This is a genomic window from Chitinophaga ginsengisoli, from assembly GCF_003014595.1.
Lineage (GTDB): Bacteria > Bacteroidota > Bacteroidia > Chitinophagales > Chitinophagaceae > Chitinophaga > Chitinophaga ginsengisoli.
The window spans coordinates 208,742-221,848 of the sequence record NZ_PYGK01000006.1; the positions used below are offsets into that span (position 1 = coordinate 208,742).

At 47.1% G+C, this 13,107-nt stretch carries 17 protein-coding genes; all 17 read left to right on the top strand.

Annotated elements, in window-relative coordinates; translation table 11 throughout:
- The first annotated feature begins 84 nt into the window (after nt 1-84).
- From CLV42_RS16600 to CLV42_RS16680, 17 genes are read left to right on the top strand one after another with little or no spacing between them, the layout of a single operon-like run.
- Entirely contained in the window at nt 85-342 is a 258-nt protein-coding gene (locus CLV42_RS16600) for an acyl carrier protein (RefSeq protein WP_106603043.1), read from the top strand.
- Nucleotides 342-1,232 carry an LpxL/LpxP family acyltransferase gene (locus CLV42_RS16605; protein WP_106603044.1) on the top strand — a complete coding sequence of 297 codons (891 nt, stop codon included), beginning with the start codon at nt 342-344 and terminating at the stop codon, nt 1,230-1,232. Before CLV42_RS16600 ends, CLV42_RS16605 begins: the two co-directional genes overlap by 1 nt.
- Before the next feature lie 9 nt (nt 1,233-1,241).
- Nucleotides 1,242-1,661: a 3-hydroxyacyl-ACP dehydratase gene (locus tag CLV42_RS16610; protein ID WP_106603045.1), complete on the top strand. Its 420-nt coding sequence runs from the start codon at nt 1,242-1,244 to the stop codon at nt 1,659-1,661.
- A gap of 13 nt (nt 1,662-1,674) precedes the next feature.
- Nucleotides 1,675-2,373: a hypothetical protein gene (locus tag CLV42_RS16615; protein ID WP_106603046.1), complete on the top strand. Its 699-nt coding sequence runs from the start codon at nt 1,675-1,677 to the stop codon at nt 2,371-2,373.
- 17 nt (nt 2,374-2,390) lie between these two features.
- Nucleotides 2,391-2,840: an acyl-CoA thioesterase gene (locus CLV42_RS16620; protein ID WP_106603047.1), complete on the top strand. Its 450-nt coding sequence runs from the start codon at nt 2,391-2,393 to the stop codon at nt 2,838-2,840.
- The gene (locus CLV42_RS16625; RefSeq protein WP_106603048.1) at nt 2,837-3,991 is read left to right on the top strand and encodes a beta-ketoacyl synthase N-terminal-like domain-containing protein; all 1,155 of its coding nucleotides are present in this window, start codon (nt 2,837-2,839) and stop codon (nt 3,989-3,991) included. Before CLV42_RS16620 ends, CLV42_RS16625 begins: the two co-directional genes overlap by 4 nt.
- A 12-nt stretch (nt 3,992-4,003) precedes the next feature.
- Nucleotides 4,004-5,071, top strand: coding sequence for a methyltransferase (locus CLV42_RS16630; protein ID WP_106603049.1), 1,068 nt, complete (start codon nt 4,004-4,006; stop codon nt 5,069-5,071).
- A 30-nt stretch (nt 5,072-5,101) separates the two neighbouring features.
- Nucleotides 5,102-6,349, top strand: a complete 1,248-nt coding sequence (locus CLV42_RS16635; RefSeq protein WP_106603050.1) for an NAD(P)/FAD-dependent oxidoreductase — start codon at nt 5,102-5,104, stop codon at nt 6,347-6,349.
- A 37-nt stretch (nt 6,350-6,386) separates the two neighbouring features.
- Entirely contained in the window at nt 6,387-6,968 is a 582-nt protein-coding gene (locus tag CLV42_RS16640) for a beta-ketoacyl synthase N-terminal-like domain-containing protein (RefSeq protein ID WP_146154400.1), read from the top strand.
- 23 nt (nt 6,969-6,991) lie between these two features.
- On the top strand, nt 6,992-7,252 hold the full coding sequence (locus CLV42_RS16645; protein WP_106603052.1) for a phosphopantetheine-binding protein: 261 nt from the start codon (nt 6,992-6,994) through the stop codon (nt 7,250-7,252).
- Nucleotides 7,252-8,466, top strand: a complete 1,215-nt coding sequence (locus CLV42_RS16650; protein ID WP_106603053.1) for a beta-ketoacyl-[acyl-carrier-protein] synthase family protein — start codon at nt 7,252-7,254, stop codon at nt 8,464-8,466. Before CLV42_RS16645 ends, CLV42_RS16650 begins: the two co-directional genes overlap by 1 nt.
- A gap of 3 nt (nt 8,467-8,469) precedes the next feature.
- Nucleotides 8,470-9,534: a beta-ketoacyl synthase N-terminal-like domain-containing protein gene (locus tag CLV42_RS16655; protein ID WP_106603054.1), complete on the top strand. Its 1,065-nt coding sequence runs from the start codon at nt 8,470-8,472 to the stop codon at nt 9,532-9,534.
- On the top strand, nt 9,528-10,304 hold the full coding sequence (locus CLV42_RS16660; protein ID WP_106603055.1) for a polysaccharide deacetylase family protein: 777 nt from the start codon (nt 9,528-9,530) through the stop codon (nt 10,302-10,304). The genes CLV42_RS16655 and CLV42_RS16660 overlap by 7 nt, the downstream gene beginning before the upstream one ends.
- Complete coding sequence (locus CLV42_RS16665; RefSeq protein ID WP_106603056.1) at nt 10,297-10,932, top strand: LolA family protein; 636 nt, start codon at nt 10,297-10,299, stop codon at nt 10,930-10,932. The genes CLV42_RS16660 and CLV42_RS16665 overlap by 8 nt, the downstream gene beginning before the upstream one ends.
- A 7-nt stretch (nt 10,933-10,939) precedes the next feature.
- On the top strand, nt 10,940-11,530 hold the full coding sequence (locus CLV42_RS16670; RefSeq protein ID WP_245901673.1) for a hypothetical protein: 591 nt from the start codon (nt 10,940-10,942) through the stop codon (nt 11,528-11,530).
- Nucleotides 11,530-11,895 (top strand): 3-hydroxyacyl-ACP dehydratase, encoded by a 366-nt coding sequence (locus tag CLV42_RS16675; RefSeq protein WP_106603058.1) that lies wholly within the window; start codon nt 11,530-11,532, stop codon nt 11,893-11,895. Before CLV42_RS16670 ends, CLV42_RS16675 begins: the two co-directional genes overlap by 1 nt.
- Nucleotides 11,895-13,094 (top strand): DUF2062 domain-containing protein, encoded by a 1,200-nt coding sequence (locus CLV42_RS16680; RefSeq protein ID WP_106603059.1) that lies wholly within the window; start codon nt 11,895-11,897, stop codon nt 13,092-13,094. The genes CLV42_RS16675 and CLV42_RS16680 overlap by 1 nt, the downstream gene beginning before the upstream one ends.
- The last annotated feature ends 13 nt before the right edge of the window (nt 13,095-13,107 follow it).

The window sequence follows — 13,107 nt, forward strand, 5'->3', positions numbered from 1 at the left end:
CCGGATTAACAGCCAATCTAAGCGAACTTTTTAATTCTGATAATCACGTATATAGCTCAACCTATATCCTAGAGTTACACTGATATGGACAAACAAGAAATCATACAAATCACAAATGCGTTCCTGGTAGAGGAATTTGAAGCGGATGGAAGCAAAATAACACCTGATGCCAACCTGAAGGCTACGCTTGATCTGGATAGTCTGGACTACATTGACCTGGTAGTAGTCATTGAAAATAATTTCGGATTCAAGGTAAATCCTGAAGATTTTCAGGGAATAGCCACTTTCCAGGATTTTTACGACTACGTGGCTGATCGTATTAAACAAAAAGAACTGGTATAATGCCTTCCTGGGAGGGGAAATCCAAGGGAAATAAGCTGGGGTACAGTATTTTTATCGGGACATTGCGTTATGGGGGCGTACTGCCTGCTTATGTATTATTAAGGTTTGTTGCCGCATATTATTTTCTGTTTTCCTACAGCTCTTCACGCCCCATTTTTCAATATTTTCATACCAGGGTAGGATATGGCTGGTGGCGGTCATTGGTCAGCGTATACCGGAACTATTATGTATTCGGTCAGGTGCTGATCGATAAAGTCGTTGTAATGTCCGGTATCAGGAACAAATTCACCTTCGAATTTGAGGGGGAACATTACCTGCGGGAAATTACTGCTGCCGGTAAGGGTGGTATCATGCTCAGTGCCCATCTGGGTAACTGGGAAGTGGCCGGACACCTGTTCCAGCGCCTGGAAACGCGTATCAATATTGTCATGTTTGATGGTGAGCATGAGCGTATCAAGCAATATTTGTCATCTGTGACGGGCGAACGTAATGTGAATATTATTGTTATTAAGGATGATTTGTCGCACATTTACGCTATTAATGAAGCGCTGAGCAACCAGGAACTGGTGTGTATGCATTCTGACAGGTTCCTGGCAGGCAACAAAACGGTAACCGCATCCTTTATGGGGGCAGATGCCCGCTTCCCGGCAGGACCTTTCCTGCTGGCAGCTACATTCAGGGTGCCTGTATCACTTGTATTTGCTTTTAAGGAAACCAGCCGCCATTATCATTTATATGCAACTCAGCCTAGAGAATATCATGGCCGCCGCAGGCAGGGCGTAGAAACTGCCGTTCAGGATTTTGTACAGGAACTGGAAACCATGGTGAAAAAATATCCTGAACAATGGTTTAACTATTACGATTTTTGGGAAATATCGGAAGAAAAATAAGCAGATTTTATGTTCATCCACACCGACAACATTACGGCATATATACCGCAACGCACACCGATTGTCATGATCAGTGGCATATTGGAAGTAAAAGACAATATTACCCGTACCGGCCTGCAGATCGCAGCCGATAATCTTTTTGTGGAAGATGGCGTGCTGAAATCACCCGGACTGCTGGAGAACATGGCGCAAACTGCCGCTGCCCGCGTTGGATATGTAGCCCAGCAGGAAAATACCCCTGTTCCTATCGGCTTCATTGGCGCGGTAAAAGATTTTGAAGTGTTTGAGTTTCCTCCTGCAGGCTCCTTTATTGAGACCACCACGGAAATACAGAGTCAGGTGTTCAACGCTACCATGGTAGCTGCCAGAGTGACCCTTAATGGAAAGGTAATGGCGCAATGTGAACTGAAAATTTTCATTAATCCATAAAAATCCATTTGTAATGACCACCTTAAAAAAATGCCTGCTGGCAAGTTTTGTTTTAGTATTCGTGTGCCTGTCTGCCGGAAACATCCAAGCACAGACCCTGAAAGAATTTTTCAGCAATGAATCCACCCCATTGACCTACCTCGGTGTTGATTTCTCTGCCACTAAAATAGAGGGAGAAACAGCCACCGCCGCGGAAATCGTCAACAAGTTTGAGCCAATCAATAGCGTGATCGTTAATGAAGCCAAAAAGTATGACGTTGCCGGCGCCTTCAAAAGGGCCAATGTGAGCAACTTCCTGGAAGCTGTCCAGAAACTCAACGAAGCTGTGAATCCTGCTACTATCAAGGCCAATGGCGTTGCCGACCTGGAAAAAGGTCTGACCCCTGCAGACATTGACAAACATGTAAAGAAGTATGATCTCCACGGTCAGAAAGGTATCGGCCTGGTATTTATCATGGACGGTATGAGTAAGACAAACAAGGAAGCTTACGTATACGCTACACTGATAGACCTGTCGAGCAAAAAAGTGCTGCTGACAGAACGGTTTACCGGTAAGGCGCAGGGTTTTGGTTTCCGTAACTATTGGGCTTATACTATTTATAAGGTGCTGAATTCCATCGACCATGGAAAATATAAAGAGTGGAAGAATAAATCTGCAGCTGCTCCGGAAACAAGGGTAGCGGCTGTGAAAACTCAGGCTAGCCTGAATTAATCCGGAAAAATAAGAAGATGAGCCCTGTATTGACTGAGAGTGCGAATATACTGGTGAAGTTCAATGAAGCCGATCCACTGGGAATAGTATGGCATGGACATTACATTCGCTATTTTGAAGATGGAAGAGAGGCTTTCGGTGAAAAATACGGGTTCCGTTATCTCGATATTTATAAAGAAGGATATACCGTTCCTGTCGTGAACGTGCAATGCAATTACAAACGTTCACTGAGGTACGGGGACCGTGTCGTTGTGGAAACCACTTATGTGAATACTGCTGCTGCAAAGATCAGGTTTGAATACAAACTCTACAATTTCGCTACAGGCGAGCTGGTAGCTGACGGAAGTTCCCTCCAGGTTTTCCTGGACGTAGCTACATCTTCACTGCAGCTGACTATCCCTCCGTTTTTTGAAAAATGGAAAGCGCAGCACGGACAGATCATTGCTCCTAATAATGTGAAAAAATGAAAAGTGTGTATGTAGTGGCAGATAATATTTTGTCGCCACTGGGCAGAACAACAGAAGAGAACTTTGTAAACGTAAGGAATGGCCTGAGCGGCATCCGGTTGCACGACGATCTGGCAATGTCGGCCGCGCCGTTCTATGCGGCTATGATGGCTCCTGAGCAGCTGGAAAAAAGCTGGAATGAGGAAAGCCTCGAACAGTACACAAAGTTTGAACAACTGCTGATACTATCCGTGCAGAATGCATTGGACAGGACATCTGTTGACATTACAGATGGCCGTACCGCTTTCATCGTATCTACCACAAAGGGCAATATTGAACTGCTGGAGCAGCAGGAAGATCCTTCCAAAGCCCCGTTGCAGGAAATGGAACTGTTCCATACCGCGAAAAAAGTAGCGAAGTATTTTAATTATACAGAAGATCCTATAGTAGTCAGCAACGCCTGCATCTCAGGCTTGCTGGCTATTTTAACAGCCAGAAGGCTGATCCTTTCCGGCCGTTATGACCACGCAGTAGTGACCGGGGCAGACGTGATGACCAGGTTCGTGTTATCTGGTTTCCAGTCTTTCCAGGCCGTTAGCAGTGAGCCATGCCGGCCTTTTGATGCCGACCGTAAAGGGGTGACATTGGGAGAAGGTGCAGCGACGGTGATACTGACTAATAACGAAGCATACATTACGCCGTCTTCCATCCATGTAGGAGCAGGAGCGGTGAGTAATGATGCCAACCACATTTCCGGGCCTTCCCGCACAGGAGCGGAGCTGAGTATAGCGATGCAGAAGGCGATGACCGGTTCAGGACTGACGCCTGCAGATATCGGTTTTGTTTCTTCTCATGGTACCGCAACGCTGTACAATGATGAAATGGAATCCAAGGCCCTGTACCTGGCAGGATTGCTGGAAGCGCCTGTAAACAGCCTGAAAGGCTACTATGGGCATACGCTGGGCGCTGCGGGATTGATAGAAGCCGTGATCGGTATGCATGCATTGCAGCAGCAACTGGTCATCCCCACACTGGGATTCCAGTCGTTAGGCGTACCTCACCCGGTAAAGGTGAGCAACCAGCTCAGTAGCAAACCTATGCAGCATTTCCTGAAAACAGTATCCGGTTTTGGCGGTTGTAATGCAGCCATGATATTTTCGAAAATAATCTAATCTTAATTCAGAATGGAGTTTTTTACTAAAGAAACGAAAACAGCACTACAGGCGCAGGAAGCAGCATTGAGACTGGCTTTTGCGCCGATAGCATTTCAGGCTACCCGTGCCCTGCGTGATATGGGCATCCTGCAGGCTATCAGTGACGCCGGACAAAAGGGACTGACCATTGAAGAAGTGCTGGAAAAAGTATCACTCTCCCGTTATGCTGTGCGTGTATTGCTTGAAGCTGGCCTTGGTATTGAATTGCTCATCGTAAACGATAAAAGGTACATTCTGACAAAGACAGGTTATTTTATCCTGCATGATAAGCTGACCCGCATTAACATGAACTTCTCGCAGGACATCTGCTACCGCGGTATGGACCACCTGCAGGATAGTTTAAAAGAAGGCCGTCCTGTCGGATTAAAAGAGCTGGGCCCCTGGGAAACGATCTATCCCGGATTACCACTGCTGCCACCGGAAATAGGCAAAAGCTGGTTCGATTTTGACCATTATTATTCCGATCTGGCATTTCCACAGGCATTGCCGATCGTATTTGAAAATAAACCCCGGACCCTGCTGGACATCGGCGGTAATACCGGGAAATGGACACTGGCTGTTACTGCCTATGATGCTGACGTAAAGGTGACCATGTTTGACCTGCCGGGAGAGATCGCTATTGCACAACAGCGCACCAGGGACGCCGGTGTAGCTGACCGTGTATCTTTCCATGAAGCCAATATCCTGGATGAAAGCCTGCCTTTCCCTTCCGGATTTGATGCTATCTGGATGAGCCAGTTCCTGGATTGCTTCTCGGAAGAGCAGATCGTATCCATCCTGAAACGCTGCCGTGAGGCACTGACAGAGAATGGTACCATCTACATCCTGGAACCATTCTGGAACAGACAGCCGTTTAAATCGGCCGCATTCTGCCTCCAGCAGACATCATTGTATTTTACCGCTATGGCAAATGGCAACAGCCAGATGTACCATACGGAAGATTTCTTTAAATGTATTGAAGACGCGGGACTACAGATAGTTGAAGAGAATAACCAGATGGGACTTAGTTATACGCTGTTAAAATGTAAAAGAAAGTAGTTTCCGTACACCACTCCATAAAACATATCCATGACAACAGAAAAGGTAGACGTATTAGTGATTGGTGCGGGCCCTTCGGGTACGGTGGCAGCATCCATTATCCATCAGGCAGGTTATTCTGTGAAAATAGTGGAGAAGCTGAAATTCCCCCGTTTTGTGATCGGTGAAAGCCTCCTGCCACGCAGTATGGAAGCCCTGGAAGAAGCCGGTTTTATTGATGCCATCAAGGCTAAAGGCTTCCAGCAGAAGTATGGTGCAAAATTCGTGAAGGGCAATAGCGTGTGCGATTTCTCCTTCAAAGAGCAATACACTCCCGGATGGAACTGGACCTGGCAGGTGACCAGGGCCGATTTCGACAAGACACTGGCAGATGCAGTGGAGGCCATGGGGGTACCTGTGTCGTATGAAACAACAGTAACAGACATCCGCTTCAATGGAACTGACTCTGTGACCACCGTTGAGGATATAAATGGCAATAAAAGTGAAATAGCTGCCCGTTTCATTGTAGACGGCAGTGGATATGGCAGGGTGATCCCCCGCCTGTTCAACCTGGAGAAGAATTCCAACCTGCAGCCACGTAAGGCATTGTTTGCCCACACCGTGGATGCCCGCCGTTCTATGGCCGATGAACCTAACCGTATTACTGCGGTGGTACATAAACCAGGCACCTGGATCTGGATCATTCCATTCTCTACAGGGGTGACTTCTGTAGGTTTTGTAAGTGATCCTTCGTTTTTTGATGCGTATCCCGGTACGCCTGAGGAACAATACCGTGCTATGCTGGAAGCAGAACCTTACACCAGGGAGCGTTTCCGCGATGTGGAATTGGTATTCGAACCGCGTATCCTGCAATCATGGTCTGCCACCACAGATAAATTCTATGGGGAAGGCTTTGTGCTGACAGGCAACGTAACAGAATTTCTGGACCCTATTTTCTCATCTGGCGTAACTTTGGCCTGCGTTTCTGCGCAGACTGCCGCTAAACTGGTGATCCGCAAGCTGAAAGGTGAAGCGGTTGATTGGGAAAAAGAATACATGGAGCCTACCATGCAGGGGGTGAATACTTTCCGCTCTTATGTAATGGCTTGGTATGAGGGCACTCTGGACAAGATCTTCTTCTCTGAAGAGCAGCGTTCGGAAGTGAAGAACCAGATCTGTTCAGTACTGGCAGGATATGTATGGGACATGAGCAATCCTTTTGTGCAGAATCATGATACTGCATTGAAACGGTTGGCACGTACCATCGAATTGACACAAATTATTAAACAGGACCAATAGTTTGTATAAGGGCGAGGCATATATAACGGGAGCTTGTGTGATCCGGAATAACCGGGTTGACAGGGACGGGGTATTGTTACTGGAAACACCGCAGGAACAGGAGTTAACAGACTTCTTGCGGGCGGGGTACGATCAGTTTTCCGGTCAGTATCCCAAGTTCCATAAGATGGACCCGCTGAGTAAGCTGGGGTGGCTGGCAGCGGAGGTGTTACTCAAGGATGCCCCGCTGAACAATTATCCGCCTGAAAGTGTGGGCCTGATATTGGCAAATAAAAGTGCCAGCCTTGACACTGACCTGCGGTATTTTGAAACGGTGAAAGATATTGCCAGTCCGGCGTTATTTGTATACACGCTGGCCAATATCGTCATGGGTGAGATCAGTATCCGTCACGGTTTTAAAGGAGAGAATGCCTTTTTTACTACGGATGCATTTGATCCGGGATTTATAGCAGGATATATTAACCAGCTGTTCCTGGAAAATGCTGTTTCCGCTTGTCTCTGCGGATGGGTGGAAGTGATGGGACCTGTATATGAGGTGATCATGTACAAGGTGGAGCTGACCAGTGAAAAGGGATTGGTGTTCAACGCAGACAATCTGCAGAAAGCAGGAAGTATTTAAATTAATATACAGTAATAATAACCATGGAAAAATTGATGGCGGCGCTGAAAGCCCAGATCGTAGAGCAATTGAACCTGCAGGAAGTAAAGCCTGAAGATATCGGGGATGATCAGCCTTTATTCAAGGATGGATTGGGTCTGGACTCTATCGATGCGTTGGAAATAATTGTACTGCTGCAGCAGCATTACGGTATCCGTATTGCGAATCCTGAGCAGGGACCGGAAATATTCCGTTCTGTGCGTACCATCGCTGAATTTATTACCGCGCATCAAACACCTAAATAATGCATAGTGATGTATGGATTGCCGGAGGTGGCGTCATTTGCGGCATAGGGAACAACCTGTCTGAATGCCTGACAGCATTCGAGCGTATGGAGCCCGGTATGGCCCATATGGAGTATCTGCACTCTGTGCACCGCCATACATTTCCGGTAGTGGAAGTCAAGGTGTCCAACGCCATCCTGGCCGGTTGGACAGGCATGTCTGAAAAGATCAGCCGTACTGCCCTGTTAAGCAGTGTGGCGGTGCAGGAAGCCTGGAAAAGCACCGGATTAGGAGACATTAGCCAGTACCGTGTAGGCTTTGTTTCTGCGAATACCGTAGGCGGGATGGACAAAACGGAAGACTTCTTTGCCGATTACCTGCTGGACCCTTCCAAAGGTCATCTGAGCCAGGTGGTGCATCATGAATGTGGCGCCATTACTGAACTGGTGGCTGATGCCATGGGCATCCGTCATCATATATCAACGATCAGTACAGCCTGTTCCTCCAGTGCAAATGCATTGATGTATGGATCAAGGCTGATCAGGAATAATATGGTGGATGTGGTGATAGCCGGCGGTACTGACGCGCTGACCCGCTTTACATTGAATGGTTTTAATACACTGATGATACTCGATCCTGCCGCCTGCCGTCCTTTTGACGATACCCGTGCCGGCCTGAACCTGGGAGAAGGAGCAGGATATGTTGTACTGATAAGTGATGCGCTGGCAGCAGAATTGCCGTCCAGTCACCAGCCCTGGTGCCGGTTGAGCGGTTATGCCAATGCCAACGATGCATATCATCAGACCGCTTCTTCGCCGGATGGCACCGGCAATTTCCTGGCGATGCAAGGCGCGCTGGAAATGAGTGGTATCAGGCCGGAAGATATCGACTATATCAACCTGCATGGTACCGGTACCCAGAATAATGATTCCGCTGAAGGCTCGGCGATTGCCCGCCTTTTTGCACCGCATTATCCTCCGGTAAGCAGTACGAAGTCTTTCACTGGGCATACATTGGGCGCCAGTGGTGGTATAGAAGCCGTTTTTTCTGCCTGGGCAGTAAAAGAAGGTGTGATCTATCCCAATGCGAACTTCAGTAAACAGATGAAAGATGTGCCTTTTTCACCTGTTACAAAATTCTCTGCCGGGAACCAGCTGCAGCATGTCATGTCAAACTCTTTTGGATTTGGCGGTAACTGCTCCAGCCTGGTATTTTCAAAAAATGAGCAATCATAACATATGTACATCTATATACAAGGAACAGGTTGTGTGTCACCGCAGGAAACTGCGGCAGGCAATACATTCCCGGCTGCAGTGTTACCCTGGGAAGGGCCACGCCTGAAAGCCTGGGAGCCTGATTACAAACAATGGATAGATGTGAAGCTGATACGCCGTATGAGCCGTGTCATCAAGATGGGGGTGGCTGCGGCAAAGCTTAGCCTGCAGGAAGCAGGTGTGGAAATACCGGATGCGATCATAACAGGAACTGCCTATGGCTGTCTGGATGATACCGGGGTATTCCTCTCAAAAATGATCAATCAGCAGGAAGAGATGTTAACGCCCACCGCGTTCATCCAATCCACTCACAATACCGTAGCAGGACAGATTGCGCTCATGCTGGGCTGTCATGCTTACAACAATACTTTTGTACACAAAGGCTTCTCTTTTGAGAGCGCTTTGCTGGACAGCATCATGATACTGAGAGAAGGACGTTCTTCCAGCATCCTCGCAGGTGCGATGGACGAACTGACCAATCATAGTTTTAATATCCTTTCCCGCTTCGATCTGTACAAGAAAGAGCCGGTTACCCACGAGCAGTTGCTGAAAAGTACTACGCATGGAACGGTAGCAGGAGAGGGCGCAGCCTGTTTTGTGTTAGGAACCGAAAAAGGGCCCAATACAAAGGCTAAACTGACAGGACTGACCACTTTATACAAACCAGCAGGGAAAGCCGAAATTTCGCCTGATATTACCTCTTTCCTGGCAGCACATAATTGCAGTCAGGAGGAAGTGAGCCTGGTCATTACCGGTCGTAACGGAGATGCTGCCGGAGATGAGTGGTATGAGTATGTCGAGGATACATTGTTTGCCGGTAAACCGGTAGCAGGTTTTAAACATCTCTGCGGAGAATATCCTACTGCTGCCTCTTTCGGTATGTGGATGGGCAACAGGATACTGGCAGAACAAGAGGTACCTGCTGCTGCCTTGTTGAAAGGAACCGTACCGGATCACATCAAAAAGGTCCTGATCTATAATCATTACAAACAAACGCATCATTCACTGATCCTGCTCACGGTATGCTGACACACCGTATCGCAAATATCGGCCTGGTGCTGTTACTGGCAGCTGCACTGCTGGTACATAACCTGTGGCTGACATTGCCCTGGTGGGTGTTCCTGTTGTTGCTGCAGCCATATATAGCAGCGTTGGTATGGGGTGCATGTAATGTAGGATCTAACTTTTATATACCGGTGGTATGTGCCGCCGATACAAAAGAAAAGGTAATTGCCATTACGTTTGATGATGGTCCCTTGCAGCAGCATACACCGGAGATCCTGGACATCCTGCAAAGAGAACAGGCGCCTGCCGCTTTCTTTTGCATCGGTAACAGGATAGGGGGAAATGAACCCTTGTTGCGTCGTATAGATGCCGAAGGACACGTGATCGGGAACCATAGTTTCTCCCATCATTTCTGGTTTGATATGTTCGGTGCAGATAAAATGCTGGCTGAATTAAAACAGATGGATGATACGGTGGAAAGTGTGACAGGCAAGCGGCCCAGGCTTTTTCGTCCGCCATACGGAGTGACGAATCCGAATCTCGCAAGGGCGATCAGGAAAGGCGCTTATACGCCCATCGGCTGGAACATCCGCTCGCTGGACACTGTCGCGAAAGATAAAGACCAGCTGCTGGAAAGGATCAGACAGGGTATCAAACCGGGCGCAGTTTTACTGCTGCACGACTCAATGGAAGTAACAGTACAGGCCCTGCCATCACTGATACAACAGCTGAAGAAAGAAGGATACCGTATTGAACGGATAGATAAATTATTAAACATACCCGCTTATGCGTAGATGGCTTTTGATATTGGGTTGTATAGTATGCGCCATACCAACCATGGCACAGCAGCCAGGCTTTAAGCCGGTAGCAGATGCAGCTGCCTTCAAACAGCAGTTTGCAAAAGCTTCCCAGGCTACACAATCCATTCAGTGCGATTTTGTACAGGAGAAGAACCTGAGCATGTTATCTGATAAGATCGTATCGAAGGGTAAGTTCTGGTTCAGAAAGGAAAATAAGGTACGCATGGAATACATGCAGCCGTCCTATTATCTCCTGGTGATGAATGGCAAAGATATTAAAACGAAAGACGGACAGAAAGAGAACCGCGTATCCACCAAAGGCAATAAACTGTTTGAGCAGATCAATAAGATCACAGTAGATTGTGTGCAGGGAAATGTGGTGAACAATACAGACTTTAATACCCGCATCCTGGAGAACGGGCAGTTCTATCTGCTGGAAATGACACCAGTGAATAAATCACTGGCACAGTATTTCAAAACTATTCAGCTGCTGGTAGACAAGAAAGATTATTCTGTATCTAAGATCCAGATGTATGAAGCGGGTGGCGATGATACCCGCATCAGCTTTTTGCACAAACAACTGAACGTAAATATTCCCGATGCGGTCTTTGCTGTTAAATAGTTTACTGTTGATAGGATTTTTATCCGGTTGTAGTTCTGCATATAAAAACCTGCAGCAGGCCAATGGTGATGTGAATTGTATTGCGAAGTTCCGTCCACAGTTTGCCAATACCTTGTACAGCACACAGGTGGATATTCTGAAGCATCATCTGAGTGGTTTGCTGTTCTTCAAGCAGATGCCGGATAGCAATTTGCGGGTAGTATTTGCTAATGAGATGGGCTTTAAGTTCTTTGATTTTGAATTTACCAGGGATGGTGGTTTTGTAAAACATTACATGCTGCCAAAGATGGATAAAAAAGCAGTGGTGAAAACACTGCGTGGTGATTTTGAACTGGTGCTGCTGCGGCCTGATCTGAGTAAGGCGCATGTCATGCAGGATAGTACTTATCATTACACCGTAGTGCCTACGGCAAAAGGCTATAATTATTACATCACTGATACTGCCTGTGCGCAGCTGGAACGAATTGAGAAATCTTCCAAACGCAAACCGGTAGTAAAGGTATGGCTGAGAAATTATGAAGCAGGAGTGCCGGATACAATATCTATCCGTCATCAGGGCTTTACTTTTAATATATCATTACAACGCGTACAGAAATAATGTTAGCAGGAAAACTATATACACTTGAGCAGGAACAGTCTGCCGGCGAAACCGCAACTTACCAGGTTTTGTGGAATGCAGCACATCCTGTATTTGAAGGACATTTCCCTGGCCGTCCTGTGGTGCCGGGCGTTTGTATGATGCAGACCATCCAGGAGCTGCTGGAAAGACTGCTGCAAAAGAAGGTGTTGCTGAAAAAGGCGTCCCAGATGAAGTTCCTGAACATGATCGACCCTACGGCCAATCCGAAGGTAGATATAAGTGTTCAGTACAAACTGCAGGATGGAGAAATAAAAGTGACTGCATCCCTGAAATATGAGTCGCTCACCTTTATGAAATTCCAGGGAACATTTGTAGATGCATAATGACGGATACGACAACATATCATGATCAGTTCACTGCGCAGAAGACAGCAGTACTGGTGCCAACCTACAACAATGCCAGAACGCTGGAGGCGGTATTAAGAGATGTACTCTCTTATACATCGCATGTCATTGTGGTTAATGATGGCAGCACAGACAATACGGCTGCCATACTGGATGCTTTTCCGGAAATACAACGCGTAGAATATATCTCCAACAAGGGTAAAGGAATTGCGCTGCGTCGCGGTTTCCGCTTTGCTATTGAGCAGGGATATGAATATGTCATCACAATGGATGCAGACGGACAGCATTTTGCTTCCGACCTGCCTGTATTGCTGGAGAAACTGGAAACAGAGCGAAAGGCAATTATCATTGGTGCACGTAACCTGCAACAGGAAAACATGCCCGGTAAGAACACCTTTGCCAACAAGTTCTCCAATTTCTGGTTCTATGTGGAAACAGGATTAAAAGGCCCGGATACACAATCCGGCTACCGCCTGTATCCTATTCACGCCATGCGCAAAATGCGTTTCTGGTGTACCAAGTATGAATTCGAAATAGAAGTACTGGTGCGCAGCGCCTGGAAAGGGGTTAAGATCGACTGGGCGCCTATTAAAGTATACTATCCTCCTGCGGAGGAAAGAGTGTCTCATTTCCGTCCTTTCAGGGATTTCTCCCGCATCAGCGTGTTGAATACAGTGTTGGTGCTGATCACTTTCCTCTACATCAAACCGCGCGATTTTATCCGCTTCCTGTTTAAAGCAGAGAGCTGGCGCATGATGTGGTATGATCATGTGCTGAATAAGGAAGAAACTAATTTACGCAAGGCCGCCTCTGTTGGTTTTGGCGTGTTCATGGGTATTGTACCTATCTGGGGATTCCAGATGGTGACTGCTCTGGCACTGGCTGTATTGTTCAGGCTGAATAAAGCATTGGTGTTTATGTCCTGTCATGTCAGCCTGCCGCCAATGATCCCCTTTGTGATCTTTGCGAGTTTTGCAACAGGAAAGATGTGGGTAAAGGATGGCAGTATCCTGCCGCCGCTTACCAGCAATCTTACACTGGACATGATCAAGCAAAATTTATTTCAATATTTGACCGGCGCTGTTACACTGTCAATAATAGCAGGTGTGGTGGCATTTTTGCTCGTTTATATACTGCTGGCTATCTTCCGTAGAGACCCGGTGAAACAGGTCAGTTAGTATACAGTATGAA